The sequence below is a fragment of the Pseudomonas sp. AC083 genome, assembly GCF_979253165.1.
Map to the genome: position 1 here is coordinate 435,309 of NZ_CEEDDH010000002.1, position 16,646 is coordinate 451,954.

Sequence of the window (16,646 nt, forward strand, 5' to 3'; positions counted from 1 at the left end):
GCGAGGGGATTTATCCCCGCTGGGCTGCGAAGCAGTCGCAAAACCTGAATACGGAGTCTTCAGGTAGAACTGCAGGGGCCGCTTCGCAGCCCAACGGGGATAAATCCCCTCGCCACAGTTGTTCATCGGTGTTGCTCAGGCAGTCGCCGCTGCCGGCTGTTGCCACGACTCGTTTGCGGTCTGATCCATCGCTTCCTGAATCGCCCGTTTGCGATTGGCTTCTGCCTTGCGGCCGAAATACCAGACCAGGAAAGTCACCAGCGACACTGCCAGCAGAATCAGGCTGGCCACGGCGTTGATCTCAGGCTTCACGCCCAGGCGCACCGCCGAGAACACCTCCATCGGCAGCGTCGTCGAGCCCGGCCCGGAGACAAAACTCGCCAGCACCAGATCATCCAGCGACAAGGCGAACGACATCATCCCGCCGGCGGCCAGCGACGGCGCGATCATGGGAATGGTGATGAGGAAAAACACTTTGAATGGTTTGGCGCCGAGGTCCATCGCCGCTTCTTCGATTGACAGATCCAGCTCGCGAAGGCGCGCGGAGACTACCACCGCCACATAAGCGGCACAAAAGGTGGTGTGGGCGATCCAGATGGTGACGATGCCGCGCTCCTGCGGCCAGCCGATCAGTTGCGCCATCGCCACGAACAGCAGCAACAGCGACAGGCCGGTGATCACTTCCGGCATCACCAACGGCGCGGTCACCAGGCCACCAAACAGCGTGCGACCCTTGAAGCGCGTCACCCGCGTCAGCACGAACGCCGCCAGCGTCCCCAGTGCCACAGCGGCAATCGCGGTGTAGCAGGCGATTTCCAGCGAGCGCAGCACCGAGCCCATCAGTTGCGTGTTGTCGAGCAGGCCGACATACCACTTGATCGACCAGCCGCCCCACACCGTCACCAGTTTCGAGGCGTTGAACGAGTAGATCACCAGAATCAGCATCGGCAGATAAATGAACATCAAGCCGAAGATCAGCATGAACTTGGAAAAGTTGAAGCGTTTCATCCCCGTGCCTCCATCTCTTTGGCCTGGCTGCGGTTGAACAGCAGAATCGGCACAATCAGGATCAACAGCATCACCACCGCCAGCGCAGAAGCCACCGGCCAGTCGCGGTTATTGAAGAACTCCTGCCACAGCACGCGACCGATCATCAGCGTTTCCGGGCCGCCCAGCAGTTCCGGGATCACGAACTCGCCGACTACCGGAATGAACACCAGCATGCAACCGGCGATGATGCCGTTCTTGGCCAGCGGCACGGTGATCTTCCAGAAGTTGTTGAAGTTGCTCGAACCCAGATCCTGCGCGGCTTCCAGCAGGCTGTTGTCGTGCTTGACCAGGTTGGCGTAGAGCGGCAGGACCATGAACGGCAGATAGGCATAGACCACGCCGATGTACACCGCAGTGTTGGTGTTGAGGATCTCGATCGGGTGATCGGTGAGCCCGGTCCACATCAGGAACCCGTTGAGCAGACCGTTGTTGCTGAGGATGCCCATCCACGCATACACGCGGATCAGGATCGCCGTCCAGGTCGGCATCATGATCAACAGCAGCAGGACGTTTTGCGTTTCCTTGCCGGTCTTGGTGATCGCGTAGGCCATCGGGAAGCCGATCACCAGACACATCAGCGTGCTCAGTGCCGCGACCTTCAGCGAGCCGAGGTATGCGGACAGGTACAGCTCGTCTTCGCCGAGCAGGGTGTAGTTGCCGATGTTCAGCAGCAGCTGGAATTTCTGTTCGGCGAAGGTGTAGATCTCCGAGTACGGCGGGATCGACAGCGCGGCTTCCGAGAAGCTGATCTTCATCACCAGAAAGAACGGCAGCATGAAAAACAGGAACAGCCAGATGAACGGAATGCCGATCACCAGTTTTCGTCCGCTGGGCACCAGGCGCAAGAATTGCTGATTGAAAGTTCTCATGAGCGCAGCACCACGCCGCTGTCATCTTCCCACCAGACGTAGACCTTGTCGTCCCAGGTCGGCCGCGCGCCACGGCGTTCGGCATTGGCCATGAACGACTGGACGATCTTGCCGCCGGGCAGCTCGACGTAAAACACAGAGTGGCCGCCGAGGTAGGCGATGTCGTGGACCTTGCCTTCGGACCAGTTGTAGCGGAACTCCGGTTGGGTGGTGCTGACGAGCATTTTTTCCGGGCGGATGGCGTAGGTGATCGACTTGTCCTGTACCGACGTGCTGACGCCGTGACCGACATAGATCTTCTGCTGCAAGTCGGGGCTGTGAATGATCGCGTGGCCTTCGAGATCTTCCACCACAGTGCCGTCGAAAGCGTTCACGTTACCGATGAATTCGCAGACCATGCGGCTGACCGGCGCTTCATAAATGTCCACCGGGCTGCCGATCTGCGCGATCCAGCCCAGGTGCATGATCGCGATGCGCTGGGCCATGGTCATGGCTTCTTCCTGGTCGTGGGTGACCATGACGCAGGTCACGCCGACGCGCTCGATGATTTCCACCAGCTCAAGCTGCATCTGCGAACGCAGCTTTTTATCCAGCGCACCCATCGGCTCGTCGAGCAGCAACAGTTTCGGCCGTTTGGCCAACGAGCGGGCGAGCGCCACGCGCTGACGCTGGCCGCCGGACAACTGGTGCGGGCGGCGCTTGGCGTATTGGGTCATGTGCACCAGCCGCAGCATTTCTTCGACGCGGGCATCGATTTCGCTGGCCGGCAAACGGTCCTGTTTGAGGCCGAAGGCGATGTTCTGCGCCACGGTCATGTGCGGGAACAGCGCGTAGGACTGGAACATCATGTTGATCGGCCGCTCGTACGGCGGCATGTCGGTGATGTCCACGCCATCGAGCAGAATCCGCCCCTCGGTCGGCCGCTCGAAACCGGCAAGCATGCGCAGCAGCGTCGATTTGCCCGAACCGGAACCGCCCAGCAGCGCGAAAATCTCGCCCTGATGGATCTCCAGGGACACATCGTCCACGGCCACGGTTTCGTCGAACTTCTTGGTGACACGATCGACTTTCACCAGCACCTTTTTCGGTTGCTGCTGACCTTCGAGTGCCTTGCGGTAAGTGCTGGAGGCGTTTGCCATGTGAAACTCCCAACAGGTGTCGTGTGCCTGGCCAATGTGGCCGGGCTTAAGTGGATTGCGGAGCGGTCCGGAATGCCTGTCAGCTGGCGCAGAACCTGTGGGAGCGAGCCTGCTCGCGAATACGGAGTGTCAGTCGACATCATCGTTTGCTGATACACCGCTTTCGTGAGCAGGCTCGCTACCACAGGGGATATGCGTTGACCTGAGTGGCCTTTGTCCGTGCCGATCCGGCTTGTTCGGCGCCGCCGTCCTGGCTGCCTGGGTCGTACTTGTTGTTATCACGGGTGTTGCGGTTCACGACGGGCGGATGTGCAAACGCACACCCGCCAGCCGTGGGGGCAGTAAATCGTTATCTGGTTTGGGATTGCGTCAGCGCTGACTGCGCTTCGCCGCCCGTTGCCGGCACGCTGCGCCGAACGCCTGGAAAATCTTCAGGTAGTTCGGGTTGTCCAGCACCTGCCATTCCGGATGCCATTGCACGCCGAGGGCGAAGGTCGGGCTGTGCTCGACCGAGATCGCTTCGATCAAACCGTCCGGTGCCACGACTTCAGCACGCAGGCCGGGAGCGAGGCGGTCGATGCCTTGGCTGTGAATCGAATTGACCTGAAATTCGTCGGGCAGCTCCAGCGCTTCGAACACACCGCCAGCGATCACGCTGACCGCATGGGCCGGAGCGTATTGCACCGCCACATCCGGGCTGTCGGCTTCACGGTGATCGAGCATGCCGGGCAGCTCGTGCACCTTCTGATGCAGGCTGCCGCCGAACGCCACATTCATCTCCTGGAAACCACGGCAGATACCGAGCACCGGAACGCCCGCCGCGATGGCTGCACGCAATAAAGGAAGGGTAGTGGCGTCGCGGGCCGGATCATGATCCGTGCCGGGGGCACTGGCCGGGCCTTGATAGTGGAAGGGCTCCACGTTCGAGGGAGAGCCGGTGAGCAACAGACCGTCGAGCTGAGCGAGCAGGTCTTCGATTTCAGTCAGGTTGCCGAGGGAAGGAATGACCACTGGCAACCCTTCAGCGCCAACGCTGACAGCACGTACGTACTTGTCGCCGCTGATGTGATAGGGGTGCAGGCCAATCTGTTTGACGCACGCAGTAACGCCGATCAATGGCTTGAATGCCATTTTTATTCACCTCGAAGTCTGTCACTTGAACGAGCTTTTCCGGAGCTTAGCCTCGTTGATTTTAATTAACAACTGCCATGTAAAAAATTCTAAACGCCGTTCATCAAATTGCTCAGGTTTACCGGGGTTTGCCGGCGGATATGGCACGAGAGTGTTAAGAAAAGCCCGAAAAATAAAGGCTGCAGGGCAGGGTGTTCGCTATTGACTTCACTTTGCCTTTCGGATTGACTGGCTGCGCAACACAGTGGTGAACATAATAATTAACAGCTAAATAGGTGCATCATGTCGGTCCCTCTGCGTACCGTTCAACTCAACGAAGCCAACGCATTCCTTAAGAAATATCCTGAGGTTTTGTACGTCGACCTTCTGATTGCGGATATGAACGGTGTGGTGCGCGGCAAGCGCATCGAACGCACCAGTCTTCATAAGGTGTACGAAAAAGGCATCAACCTGCCGGCGTCGCTCTTTGCGCTGGACATCAACGGCTCGACGGTGGAAAGCACCGGCCTGGGCCTGGATATCGGCGATGCCGATCGCATCTGTTATCCGATCCCCAGCACCCTGAGCATCGAGCCGTGGCAAAAACGCCCGACCGCACAACTGCTGATGACCATGCACGAGATCGAAGGCCAGCCGTTCTTCGCCGACCCGCGTGAAGTGCTGGCCAACGTTGTGCGCAAATTCGACGACCTCGGCCTGACCATCTGCGCGGCGTTCGAACTCGAGTTCTATCTGATCGACCAGGACAACGTGAATGGCCGTCCGCAATCGCCACGCTCACCGGTATCCGGCAAGCGTCCGGTGTCGACCCAGGTCTACCTGATCGACGATCTCGACGAATACGTTGACTGCCTGCAAGACATCCTCGAAGGCGCGAAGGAGCAGGGCATTCCCGCTGATGCGATCGTCAAGGAAAGCGCCCCGGCGCAGTTCGAAGTCAACCTGCATCACGTCTCCGACCCGATCAAGGCCTGCGATTACGCGGTGCTGCTCAAGCGCCTGGTGAAGAACATCGCCTACGACCACGAGATGGACACGACTTTCATGGCCAAGCCGTATCCGGGCCAGGCCGGCAACGGTCTGCACGTGCACATTTCGATTCTCGACAAAGAAGGCAACAACATCTTCGCCAGCGAGGATCCCGAGCAGAACGCCGCACTGCGTCACGCGATCGGCGGTGTGCTCGAGACCCTGCCGGCGCAAATGGCCTTCCTCTGCCCGAACGTCAACTCGTACCGCCGCTTTGGCGCGCAATTCTATGTGCCGAACTCGCCGAGCTGGGGCATCGACAACCGCACCGTGGCCGTGCGCGTGCCGACCGGTTCGGCGGATGCCGTGCGCATCGAACACCGCGTCGCCGGTGCCGATGCCAACCCGTACCTGCTGATGGCTTCGGTGCTGGCCGGCATCCACCACGGCCTGACCAACCAGATCGAGCCCGGCGCCCCGGTCGAAGGCAACAGCTACGAGCAGAACGAGCAGAGCCTGCCGAACAACTTGCGCGACGCCTTGCGCGAGCTCGACGACAGCGAAGTCATGGCGCGCTACATCGACCCGATGTACATCGACGTGTTCGTCGCGTGCAAGGAAAGCGAGCTGGCCGAGTTCGAGAACTCGATTTCTGATCTTGAGTACAACTGGTATCTGCATACGGTGTGATCACAGACACCACCGATCCAATGTGGGAGCGAGCCTGCTCGCGAATGCGGTATGTCAGTCAGAATTTTGTTGCCTGACACGACGCTTTCGCGAGCAGGCTCGCTCTCACAGGGGATCGGGTTATCAATTTGGATGAGTGGGTGATCACCCGCCGTCGCCCAATTCCCCCTTGTCGAGCTCAAAACAATGACCACAACCCGCAACGACTGGGAACAACGCTTCCAGTCCCTGTCCATCGAATCCCGCGCCTTCATCGACGGTGAATATCGCCCGGCACTCAGCGGCGACACCTTCGAATGTCTGAGCCCGGTCGATGGCCGCATTCTTGCTGCCGTCGCCAGCACCGATGAAGCCGACGCCAATCTGGCCGTCGAAGCGGCGCGCCAGTCCTTCAACTCCGGCATCTGGGCAAAAAAAGCCCCGGCCGAGCGCAAGCGCGTGCTGATCCGCTTCGCCGATCTGATCCTGCAACATCAGGAAGAACTGGCGCTGCTGGAAACCCTCGACATGGGTAAACCGATCAGCGATTCGATGAGCATCGACATCCCGGCGACCGCCAACGCGATCCGCTGGAGCGCCGAGGCCATCGACAAGATCTACGACGAAGTCGCCGCCACGCCGCACGACCAACTTGGCCTCGTCACCCGTGAGCCGTCGGGTGTGGTCGCAGCGATCGTGCCGTGGAATTTCCCGCTGATCATGGCCAGCTGGAAGTTTGCCCCGGCGCTGGCGGCGGGAAACTCGTTCATCCTCAAGCCTTCGGAAAAATCACCGCTGACTGCCATCCGCATCGCGCAACTGGCGCTGGAGGCGGGTATTCCGAAGGGCGTGTTTAACGTGCTGCCGGGCTACGGTCACACCGTCGGCAAGGCGCTGGCGTTGCACATGGACGTCGACGTGCTGGCCTTCACCGGCTCCACGGCGATCGCCAAGCAGCTGATGATCTATGCCGGGCAGAGCAACATGAAACGCGTCTGGCTCGAGGCCGGCGGCAAGAGCCCGAACGTGGTGTTCGCCGACGCCCCGGACCTGCGCGCGGCAGCCCAGGCAGCAGCCAGTGCCATCGCCTTCAACCAGGGCGAAGTCTGCACTGCCGGCTCGCGTCTGCTGGTCGAGCGCTCGATTCGCGAGCAGTTCATTCCGCTGCTGGTGGAAGCGCTGCAAGCGTGGAAACCGGGGCACGCACTGGATCCGGCGACCACCGTCGGCGCCGTGGTCGACCAGCGTCAACTGGATAACGTGCTGAGCTACATCAGCATCGGCCGCGAGCAGGGCGCCGAGTTGATTGCCGGCGGCCAACGCACCCTCGAAGAAACCGGCGGCCTCTACGTGCAGCCAGCGATTTTCGACGGCGTGACCAATGCGATGACTATCGCCCAAGAAGAAATCTTCGGCCCGGTGCTGTCGCTGATCACCTTCGACACTGCCGAAGAAGCCCTGCAGATCGCCAACGACAGCATCTTCGGCCTCGCCGCCGGGGTGTGGACCAGCAACTTGAGCAAGGCGCACATCTTCGCCCGCGGCCTGCGCGCCGGCAGCGTCTGGGTCAACCAGTACGACGGCGGCGACATGACTGCGCCATTCGGTGGCTTCAAACAATCGGGCAATGGCCGCGACAAATCGCTGCATGCGTTCGACAAGTACACCGAACTGAAAGCGACCTGGATCAAGCTCTGATTCTTTTACAGCGGCGGCCGTCCCTGTTGGCGGCCCTCGGAGAAACCTATGAAACAGCAACACGTAAACAGCTACTACGCCGCCACCCGCAACGAAGTCATCGACTTCCCGGTTCTCGAAGAGGCAGTGGACTGCGATGTCTGCATCATCGGCGCCGGCTACACGGGCCTGTCCTCGGCACTGTTCCTCAGCGAAGCCGGCTACAAAGTCACCGTGCTGGAAGCGGCGAAAGTCGGCTACGGCGCCAGCGGGCGCAATGGCGGGCAACTGGTCAACTCCTACAGCCGCGACGTCGATGTCATCGAAGAGCGCTACGGCGACAAGACTGCAGAAATCCTCGGCAGCATGATCTTCGAAGGCGCCGATATCATTCGTTCGCGCATCAAGGATTACGACATCAAGTGCGACTACCGCCCGGGCGGTATTTTCGCAGCGATGAACAAGAAACAGCTCAACGGCCTGGCCGAGCAGAAGCGCAACTGGGAACGCTACGGCAACCGCAATCTGAAGATGCTCGATGCAGCGGATATTCGTCGCGAAGTGGGTTCCGACGCTTACGTTGGCGGCTTGCTGGACATGCAGGGTGGCCACGTCCATCCGTTGAATCTGGCGCTAGGGGAAGCCGCCGCCATCGTGCGTTTGGGCGGCAAGATCTACGAGCAATCGGCGGCGGTGGAAATTACCTACGGCGAGCCGATCACCGTGCGCACCGCCAAAGGCCTGGTCCGCGCCAAATACCTGCTGATCGCCGGCAATGCTTATCTGCCGCAAGGTCTCGACAACCGCGTCACCGCGAAAAGCATGCCGTGCGGCTCGCAGATCGTTGTCACCGAACCGCTGACCGAGCAGCAGGCGCGCAGTCTGATCACCAACAACTATTGCGTGGAAGATTGCAACTACCTGCTGGATTACTACCGCCTGACCGCTGACAACCGCCTGCTTTACGGTGGTGGTGTGGTCTACGGTGCGCGGGAACCGGACGATATCGAACAATTGATCCGGCCGAAGATCCTCAAGACCTTTCCGCAGCTCAAGGACGTGAAAATCGACTACCGCTGGACCGGCAATTTCCTGCTGACCATGTCGCGCATGCCGCAATTCGGCCGCATCGAAAAAAACGCCTACTACATGCAGGGCTACAGCGGCCACGGCGTCACCTGCTCGCACCTGGCCGGCAAACTGATCTCGGAAATGATCCGCGGCGACGCCGAACGCTTCAACGCCTTCGCCTCGCTACCGCACATGCCAATGCTCGGCGGCCGCACCTTCTCCGCACCGCTCACCGCTCTGGGTGCCGTCTACTACTCCCTGCGCGACCGCTTCGGCGTCTGATTGACCTCACCGGCGACGGTCCGAAAGACCCCGCCGGTTTTTCACTTATGCAAAACCACTGATGTCCACTGTGGGAGCGAGCCCGCTCGCGAAGAGGCCATATCAGGCGACATCGATTCGCCAGACACTACGCTTTCGCGAGCAGGCTCGCTCCCACAGTGACTGTATTGCCAAGGCCAGCAGGACTTTTGCCGCACCATCCATCGAACCTGCTGAGCAACACCGGCAAACGTGATTTAATAGCCGCCTTTCACGGTTCCGGGACACGGGAGCAACGTGATCCGCGCGACCTGCGCGTCACCCGCCACCCACCCCCATCGCCCCTTTTACATAAGGCAGTCATGGATACGGGTTCTCGACTCAAACTAGTACGCGAAAGCTACAAACTCTCCCAGCGCGAGCTCGCCCGGCGTAGCGGCGTGACCAACGCGACCATCTCGCTGATCGAACAGAACCGCGTCAGCCCCTCCGTCAGCTCGCTGAAAAAGCTGCTCGAAGGCATACCGATGTCCCTGGCCGACTTCTTCACCTTCGACCAGCCCCCGCGCGAACACCAATACGTATTCCGCGCCAACGAACAACCCGACCTCGGCCGCCACGGCCTGCGCCTGCTGCTCATCGGCGCCTCCGTTCCTAGCCGGCAGATGCGCCTGCTCCGCGAACAATACGCCCCCGGCGCCAGCTCCGGCGAAGAGCCGATCGTGCATGCCGAAGGCGAAGAGTGCGGGCTGGTCACGCGCGGCACGGTAGAACTAACCGTGGACGGGCAGGTGAGTGTGTTGAGTGCGGGGGATGGTTATTACTTTCCGACGACGTTGCCGCATAAATTCCGCAATATCGGCGCGGATGAGGCTGAGATTATCAGTGCGAATACGCCGGCGAATTTCTGATCGGATAACGCATATTGTTTGTTGACCCGGCATCTTTTAGGGGGTGTCGGGTTGTTTGTTCCTGCCATTCGTCAGCCCTCCCGCATTTTCCCCGCGCACGCGTTTCCAATGCATAACTCACCCCCGCAAAGGAACCGCCGACATGCATAAATCCAGTCTCGCAGCATTCACCCTGGCCACGCTGTTATCCGCCACCTCGCTCTACGCAACAGCCGCCAGCGAAACTCCGGCACCCACTGCTAACGACGGCAATAGCCAAACCAATCCGAGTGCGCCGGAAGACATTCATTCCAATGGCGCCACCGTGCCCAAAGGCACTCAGGGGAACACCACCAACAATGATGGCTCAACACCTTCGGGTTCCAAGCCCAGTGGTTCGAAGCAATCGAACGACAGCGGCACCAGCAGCGGTGCTGGTGAGGGTTGAAGCTGTTTGCAGATACAGCAAGCCCGGCATCAAGCCGGGCTCTTTATCAATCATCGATAACCGAGGCTATTTAGCCTTCCAGTTGCCGCCACTGTTTTCACAATCAATCTTCGCTTGCGCCAGGTGCCCGCCGTCGTAGTAATACGTGGTGACTTTGGCGTTGTCGGGCATGTTCATCGGTTTGGCGCTTTTGTCTTTGCTGGTCGAGTGCGGGTTGGCCAGGGATTCCTGGGTGAGGCGGGCGGTGCAGGTGGCCTCGTAGTGGTCGTCGCAGCGATCGACTTTTTTCTTGGTGGCGTTGAGGGTGTCCTTGCTTTCGTTGCTGCAGGACCAGTTGATGGAGTCCACCGGCATGCCTTCGTATTCGTAGCAGCTGTGGGTTTCCACCGCTGGCACCGAGGCGCTGGAGGAGCGGGTCTGGACGTCGCAGCCTTCGGCCATGACGCAGGTGGGGATGATGGCGAATGTGGCGATCAGGAGCAGCAGTCGGGTTTTCATCGGCAATTCCTCTCCAATGGCGCCGCGTCTGATCGGTGATTTGGCGCTTGTCTGGTTTCGAGGCGGCGAGGGCGGGCAAGGTTCAATCGGTTTGCGCTGAGCGATCTTCGCGTACACTGCGCAACAATCAGAAACATTCAGCGCAGGATTCGACCCCCATGGCCCAAACCCTCGAACGCGCTATCGCCATTGCCGCCACGGCCCACACCGGGCAGGTGGACAAGGGCGGGGCGCCGTACATTCTGCATCCGCTGAAAGTCATGTTGCGCATGAATACGCTGGAGGAGCGCATCGTCGCTGTGCTGCACGATGTGGTCGAGGATTGCGGGGTGAGTCTGGATGATTTGCGCGGGGAAGGTTTCAGCGAAGAGGTGCTGGCGGCGATTGCAGCGGTGACCAAAGTGCCGGGCGAGTCCTACGAGGACTTTGTTGATCGTGCCGCGCAAAACCCGATCGGCCGGGTGGTGAAGCTGGCGGATCTGGAAGAGAACAGCGATATCTCGCGGATTGCCTCGCCGAGTTGGGAGGATCTGGAGCGGATCGAGAAATATCGGCGGGCGATTGCACGCCTTCGCGCATAGGAATGCAAATCCCCCTGTAGGAGCTGCCGAAGGCTGCGATCTGATCGTTCCCACGCTCTGCGTGGGAATGCAGCCGGGGACGCTCTGCGTCCCAAAAGATCGCAGCCTTCGGCAGCTCCTACCAGGGAATGGTGGTGTCTCCACAAAATAGCCAGGAAGGCGAACTATGAAATCCATTGTGTGCTTGTTGATCGCGGCCGGTTTCGGCGCGTTGTTGCAGTTTGAAGGCGTACCCCACGGCTTGCTGCTGGGCTCGATTGTCGTTACCGCGTTGTTTGCCAGTAAAACCGGCATCGCCCCGGCAACTCCTTATGGACTGGGCTACATCCAGGTCACGCTGGGCATCGCCACCGGGCTGATGTTCGAAGCATGGGACAGCGAAACGGCGACGACGATGTTGCCCAGCCTTGGCGTATTGCTGATCTGCCTGACCGTACAAATTGCACTCGCCGGATGGTGGCTGACACGCGGTGCCGGCTGGAACCGCACCGACGCATTGTTGGCGGTGTATCCCGGCGCATTGGCCGCAGTGTTCGATTTGCTTGAATCGGAAAAGGCTTCGAGCAAAGTCATCATCGTTCATCTGATGCGGCTGCTGTTGATCACCGTGCTGGTGAGTTTGCTCATTCCCGGGCAAGCAGCGGTGGCTGACGTCGCCAGCGATCCGTTGACCACACTCATGGCGCTGACCGCGTTCTCTGTCATCGCGCTGAGCGTATTGCTCGGCCGCCTGTTGTTGCTGATGGGCGTCCCGGCGCCGTTCATGCTCACTGCGATCATCATCACTGCTGTGTTTGTGAAGACGGGATGGCTGCACGGCTTTCACATGCCGGAGTGGAGCCTGAACCTGGCCGCACTGATTCTTGGCGTGCGCATCGGCTCACGTTTTCAGGGACTGGGCATCGCAGAACTGGCGCGACATGGGCGCACCGCTTTGGTTTCGGTCGGCTTGATGATCGTCGTCGCAGCGGCGTTTGCCGAGGTGGCCGCGCGCTGGCTGGGCAGTGATTCGCTGTCACTGTGGCTGGCGTACATGCCGGGCGCGATCGAGACGATTGCGATTGTCGCGTTTGGCGGCGGGCTGAATGTGGTGTTTATCCTGACGCATCATCTGAGCCGGATGGTGCTGCTGCATTTTGCCCCGGCGTTGTTGGTGCAGGTCAGGCGGGTGCGCCAGGAAACTTGAAGCAAGCCAGTGGTGGCTGGCTATTGCGGCCTGTCATTCAGATCCATCCCCCTCAGCCCAGCCCTTTCCCCCAGGGCGGCTGCGGCGCATGAACGGCTTCGTGAGCAATTGCTGGCCTCGGTTTGACGCGCTGTCAGGCGTGGCCCAAGGCAATCGCGAACGACACGACGATCATGCAGGCGAAGGCGAAGTTGAGATTCATGGGCTGTTCATCCTGAGCTTTTGAGAGTGGGGCCATTGTGAACAGGCGCAGCGCAAAGAAAAAATTCGCCGTGTTGATTCCAATGATCGAAAGCATTGATAGCCGTTGCGTTTGTATTTGCCTGAGACTTTCGCTAGTGTCGCTGAAACCTGCAACTACAAGCACAAACAGGCATAACCATGCACGACCACTCCATCGCCGAATTGCCGTCCCTGCGCCGGCAGAAAATCCTTTTGCTTCTCGAACGTGACGGCAAGGTCATGGCTTCCGAGCTGAGCCAGCATTTCGCAGTCTCCGAAGACACCATCCGCCGCGATCTCGCCGAGCTGGACAGCGCCGGGCTGGTGCAGCGGGTGCATGGCGGGGCGCTGCCGCGACCGAAGGATTCCGGCAAGGATTACTTCACCCGTCTGGATGAGACCGACGAGGTCAAGGTGCGCCTGGCGCAATTGGCGGCGCAGCACATCGAGGACGGGCAGATTGTGCTGTTCGATTCCGGCTCGACCACGTTGCAGGTCGCCCGCGCATTACCGTCCGACATCCGCATCACCGCCGTGACCGCTTCCCCACTGACGGCGATTGCCTTGTCCGAATACAAAGGCGTGAAAGTGATTCTGGCGGGTGGTGAATTGAATCCGCATTCGATGTCGGCCAGTGGTCAGGAAGCGCTGCGACTGTTGGCGGGGATCAAGGCGGATCTGGCGATTACCGGGGTGTGCGCGATTCATCCCGAGGTCGGGATCACCTCGCTGCATTTCGATGAGGTGCCGATCAAACAGGCGATGCTCGACAGCGCAAAGCGGGTTATTGCAGTGACTACGGCGGACAAGCTGGGCGCGGTGGAGCCGTTTGTGGTCGCGCCGTGTACGCGCCTGCATAGGTTGATTACCGAGCGGCATCCCGGGTCGGGGAATGTCGAGGATTATCGGCGGTTGGGGATTGTGGTGGAGCAGTTGCCGGATTGAATTTTGTGTGGGGTTTGAGGGCCTCTTCGCGAGCAGGCTCGCTCCCACAGGGGATCTGCAGTGTACAAATGACGTTGTAGGAGCTGCCGAAGGCTGCGATCTTTTGATTTTGATTTTTAAAAGCAGGATCAAAAGATCGCAGCCTTCGGCAGCTCCTACAGGTAATGGATCAGCGCAACCGCTCAAGCATCTGGTAATACCACATCCCCGCCGCCAGCAACGGGTTGCCCAGCAGGTCGCCCATTGGCACGCGGATGTGCTGGCACGCGGCGAAGGTATCGAATTGTTCCATTTGCCCGGTGATCGCGCGGCTCATGATCTCGCCCATGATGTGCGTGGTGGCGATGCCATGTCCCGAGTAGCCCTGGCAGTACCAGACGTTGTCCGAAAGCTTGCCCAGTTGCGGGATGCGGTTGATGACGATGCCCATCGCGCAGCTCCACTGGTAATCGATCGGCACGCCTTTTAACGCCGGGAACGTGCGTTCGATACACGGGCGCAGTTCCGCAGCGATGTCGCGCGAATCCTTGCCGCTGTAGTTGGCGCCGCCGCCGAACAGCAAACGGCCGTCGGCGGTGAGCCGGTAGTAATCGAGGACGAAGCGGCAGTCGTACACGGCTAGGTCTTCGGTGTTGATCTGTTGCGCCAGATCACCGAGCGGCGCGGTGGTGACGATGCCGCCCATGGCCGGGAAGATCTTGCCCTTGAGCTGACCCGGTTCGAGCTTGTGATAGACGTCACCGGCGAGCATCACCTGACTGGCGTCGATCTGACCGTGAGCGGTGCGCACGCCAGGTGTGTCGCCGTGAATGATCTCCAGCACTTCACTGTTTTCGAAGATCAGCGCGCCCAGGCTTTCGGCTGCGCGTGCTTCGCCAATGCACAGGTTGAGCGGGTGCAGGTGCATGTTGCGGGTGTTCTTGATCGCGCCGTGGTAGAGCTCGCTTTGCAGCAGGTCGCGAACCTGGCTGCGGTCGAGCAGGCTCACTTCATCGCCTAATCCGCGACGCACGGCTTCGTCGTAATCCTTGCGCAGATCGACCATGTGGCTCGGCTTGTACGCCGCGTGCAAGTGGCCGTGTTTGAGGTCGCACTGGATCGCATATTTCTCGACGCGCTGGCGGATGATTTCATGCCCGCGCCAGCGCAGATGCCAGATGAAATCGTCCACGTCATCGCCCAGTTTTGCACGCATCTGCTTGCGCATCGCGCCGTCGCCGGAAAGGCTGCCGGTGACTTGCCCGCCATTGCGCCCGGTGGCGCCCCAGCCGATCTTGTGGCTTTCGACGATGGCGACTTTCAGGCCTTTTTCCGCCAGCTCGACGGCAGTGGCGACGCCAGTGAAACCGCCGCCGATGATTACCACATCGACCTTGTGCCGGCCTTGCAGGGTCGGGTAGTCGGTGTCCTGGTTGAGGGTGGCGGTGTAGTAGGAATTGCAGCGAATGGTCATGTCGTGGTCCACACAAATTTTGAAATCGAAGTGCAATTCCTGTGGGAGCTGGCTTGCCAGCGATAGCGAACTGTCAGTCACCGCCGATGGTGAATGTGCCGGCCTCATCGCTGGCAAGCCAGCTCTCACAGGGTTTGGTGGTAAGGAATCAGGCCTCGGTCAGGTACCACCGCCAATCCTGCTCACCCACTTCAGCCATGAACTGCCGGTACTCGGCACGCTTCACCGCCAGATACACCCCAAGGAATTCCTGCCCTAACGCCTCTCGTGCCCACTGTGAATTTTCCAGCGCTTGTAGCGACGTCAGCCAATCGGTCGGCAACAATTCTTTTGCCTGAGCATAACCATTGCCCTCGACCGGTGCCCCCGGATCCAGCTCTTCACGGATGCCACGATGAATGCCGGCGAGGATCGCTGCCGCTGCCAGATAAGGGTTGGCATCGGCGCCGCAGATGCGGTGTTCGATGTGTCGTGTCGGCGCCGGGCCGCCGGGTACGCGCAGGCTGACCGTGCGGTTATCGACACCCCAGGTCGGCGCCAGTGGCGCGTAGCTGTTGGCCTGGAAACGCCGGTAGGAGTTGGCGTTGGGGCAGAACAGCAGCAGCGAATCGAGCAGCGAGGCAAGCATGCCGCCGATCGCCGTGCGCAACAGCGGTGTGCCGGCCGGGTCTTCAGAAGCGAACAAATTACGCCCCTCGGCATCGGCCAGGCTGACGTGCATGTGCATGCCGGTGCCGGCCAGATTATCGAACGGTTTGGCCATGAACGTCGCCTGCATGCCGTGCTTGTGCGCCACGCCTTTGACCAGACGTTTGTAGCGTACCGCCTGATCCATCGCCTCCAGCGCATCGCCGTGTTCGAGGGTGATTTCCACTTGCCCCGGGGCGTATTCGGAGATCGCCGTGCGCGCCGGAATGCCGTGCAGTTTGCACGCGCTGTAAAGGTCGGCGAGGAACGGCTCGATCTGCTCCAGCTCGCGCAAACCGTAGACTTGCGTGTGTCGCGGTCGTCCGCCGTCAGCGTCCAGCGCCGGTTGCGGGCGGCCGTTGTGGTCGCGTTTGGCGTCGAGCAGATAGAACTCCAGCTCGCAGGCCATGATCGGGTGATAGCCCTCGGCCTTGAGCCCGTCGATCACCTTGATCAGCAGGTGCCGAGGGTCAGCGATGCTCGCCGGCATGCCCTCGCTGGGGTGCATGCTGACCTGCACCGCAGCGGTTGGAATCTGTCGCCACGGCAGGCGTACCAGACTGCCTTGCAGCGGATAGGCGCGGCAGTCGATGTCGCCCACATCCCAGACCAGTCCGGAGTTTTCCACGTCCTCGCCTTGTACGGTCAGGCCGAGGATGGTGCTCGGCAGCGGTCGGCCGCTTTCATACACGGCGAGCAGTTCTTCGCGATGCAACAGCTTGCCGCGCGGCACGCCGTTGGCGTCGAGAATGAACAGTTCGATCATGTCGATATCGGGGTTCTGTTCGAGGAACAGGCGTGCGTCTTCAATGGCTGCGAATTTCATGGCAAATCACTCACGGTGGCGCCGCACAGGCGCGCAGATTCGTCCGGACACGACGCGACAAAAAGGCGTAAGTG

The 16,646-nt window shown here is 60.4% G+C and carries 16 protein-coding genes; 8 read left to right on the plus strand and 8 right to left on the minus strand.

Annotation, left to right across the window (positions count from 1 at the left end; genetic code table 11):
* Positions 1-135 precede the first annotated feature (135 nt).
* From AC0IXA_RS05120 to AC0IXA_RS05135, 4 genes are all read right to left on the minus strand, one after another.
* Entirely contained in the window at positions 136-1,008 is an 873-nt protein-coding gene (locus tag AC0IXA_RS05120; protein WP_016775182.1) for an ABC transporter permease subunit, read from the minus strand.
* Entirely contained in the window at positions 1,005-1,919 is a 915-nt protein-coding gene (locus AC0IXA_RS05125; protein ID WP_024013334.1) for an ABC transporter permease subunit, read from the minus strand. Before AC0IXA_RS05125 ends, AC0IXA_RS05120 begins: the two co-directional genes overlap by 4 nt.
* Positions 1,916-3,058 carry a polyamine ABC transporter ATP-binding protein gene (gene potA, locus AC0IXA_RS05130; protein WP_024013333.1) on the minus strand — a complete coding sequence of 381 codons (1,143 nt, stop codon included), beginning with the start codon at positions 3,056-3,058 and terminating at the stop codon, positions 1,916-1,918. Before potA ends, AC0IXA_RS05125 begins: the two co-directional genes overlap by 4 nt.
* A gap of 369 nt (positions 3,059-3,427) precedes the next feature.
* Positions 3,428-4,189 carry a gamma-glutamyl-gamma-aminobutyrate hydrolase family protein gene (locus AC0IXA_RS05135; protein WP_471812036.1) on the minus strand — a complete coding sequence of 254 codons (762 nt, stop codon included), beginning with the start codon at positions 4,187-4,189 and terminating at the stop codon, positions 3,428-3,430.
* A gap of 282 nt (positions 4,190-4,471) precedes the next feature.
* Between AC0IXA_RS05135 and AC0IXA_RS05140 the strand changes: the two genes are divergently transcribed.
* The 5 genes from AC0IXA_RS05140 (at position 4,472) to AC0IXA_RS05160 (ending at position 10,174) form a co-directional block, all read left to right on the plus strand.
* Positions 4,472-5,848, plus strand: a complete 1,377-nt coding sequence (locus AC0IXA_RS05140; RefSeq protein WP_348971021.1) for a glutamine synthetase family protein — start codon at positions 4,472-4,474, stop codon at positions 5,846-5,848.
* Positions 5,849-6,034: 186 nt separating this feature from the next.
* Positions 6,035-7,525 (plus strand): aldehyde dehydrogenase, encoded by a 1,491-nt coding sequence (locus AC0IXA_RS05145; RefSeq protein ID WP_471812038.1) that lies wholly within the window; start codon positions 6,035-6,037, stop codon positions 7,523-7,525.
* Between the two features lie 48 nt (positions 7,526-7,573).
* Entirely contained in the window at positions 7,574-8,857 is a 1,284-nt protein-coding gene (locus tag AC0IXA_RS05150; RefSeq protein ID WP_122603010.1) for an NAD(P)/FAD-dependent oxidoreductase, read from the plus strand.
* Between the two features lie 341 nt (positions 8,858-9,198).
* A complete protein-coding gene (locus AC0IXA_RS05155) occupies positions 9,199-9,747 on the plus strand; it encodes a cupin domain-containing protein (protein WP_011333561.1) in 549 nt (182 codons plus the stop codon).
* 142 nt (positions 9,748-9,889) lie between these two features.
* On the plus strand, positions 9,890-10,174 hold the full coding sequence (locus AC0IXA_RS05160) for a hypothetical protein (RefSeq protein ID WP_071172832.1): 285 nt from the start codon (positions 9,890-9,892) through the stop codon (positions 10,172-10,174).
* A 66-nt stretch (positions 10,175-10,240) separates the two neighbouring features.
* On the opposite strand, the gene AC0IXA_RS05165 is transcribed toward AC0IXA_RS05160, so the two are convergent.
* Complete coding sequence (locus tag AC0IXA_RS05165; RefSeq protein WP_471812041.1) at positions 10,241-10,672, minus strand: hypothetical protein; 432 nt, start codon at positions 10,670-10,672, stop codon at positions 10,241-10,243.
* A 158-nt stretch (positions 10,673-10,830) separates the two neighbouring features.
* Between AC0IXA_RS05165 and AC0IXA_RS05170 the strand changes: the two genes are divergently transcribed.
* Both AC0IXA_RS05170 and AC0IXA_RS05175 read left to right on the plus strand, forming a co-directional pair.
* Positions 10,831-11,253 (plus strand): HD domain-containing protein, encoded by a 423-nt coding sequence (locus AC0IXA_RS05170; RefSeq protein WP_024013327.1) that lies wholly within the window; start codon positions 10,831-10,833, stop codon positions 11,251-11,253.
* 166 nt (positions 11,254-11,419) lie between these two features.
* The gene (locus tag AC0IXA_RS05175) at positions 11,420-12,439 is read left to right on the plus strand and encodes an AbrB family transcriptional regulator (RefSeq protein ID WP_471812043.1); all 1,020 of its coding nucleotides are present in this window, start codon (positions 11,420-11,422) and stop codon (positions 12,437-12,439) included.
* A 133-nt stretch (positions 12,440-12,572) separates the two neighbouring features.
* Here the strand turns inward: AC0IXA_RS05175 and AC0IXA_RS05180 are convergent, their stop codons facing one another.
* The gene (locus tag AC0IXA_RS05180; protein ID WP_163012744.1) at positions 12,573-12,737 is read right to left on the minus strand and encodes a hypothetical protein; all 165 of its coding nucleotides are present in this window, start codon (positions 12,735-12,737) and stop codon (positions 12,573-12,575) included.
* 83 nt (positions 12,738-12,820) lie between these two features.
* Between AC0IXA_RS05180 and AC0IXA_RS05185 the strand changes: the two genes are divergently transcribed.
* Entirely contained in the window at positions 12,821-13,606 is a 786-nt protein-coding gene (locus AC0IXA_RS05185) for a DeoR/GlpR family DNA-binding transcription regulator (RefSeq protein ID WP_471812045.1), read from the plus strand.
* 169 nt (positions 13,607-13,775) lie between these two features.
* Here AC0IXA_RS05185 and AC0IXA_RS05190 read toward each other — a convergent pair whose 3' ends face one another.
* Complete coding sequence (locus AC0IXA_RS05190; RefSeq protein ID WP_471812047.1) at positions 13,776-15,059, minus strand: NAD(P)/FAD-dependent oxidoreductase; 1,284 nt, start codon at positions 15,057-15,059, stop codon at positions 13,776-13,778.
* A 148-nt stretch (positions 15,060-15,207) separates the two neighbouring features.
* Complete coding sequence (locus tag AC0IXA_RS05195; protein ID WP_471812049.1) at positions 15,208-16,572, minus strand: glutamine synthetase family protein; 1,365 nt, start codon at positions 16,570-16,572, stop codon at positions 15,208-15,210.
* Positions 16,573-16,646: the final 74 nt, after the last annotated feature.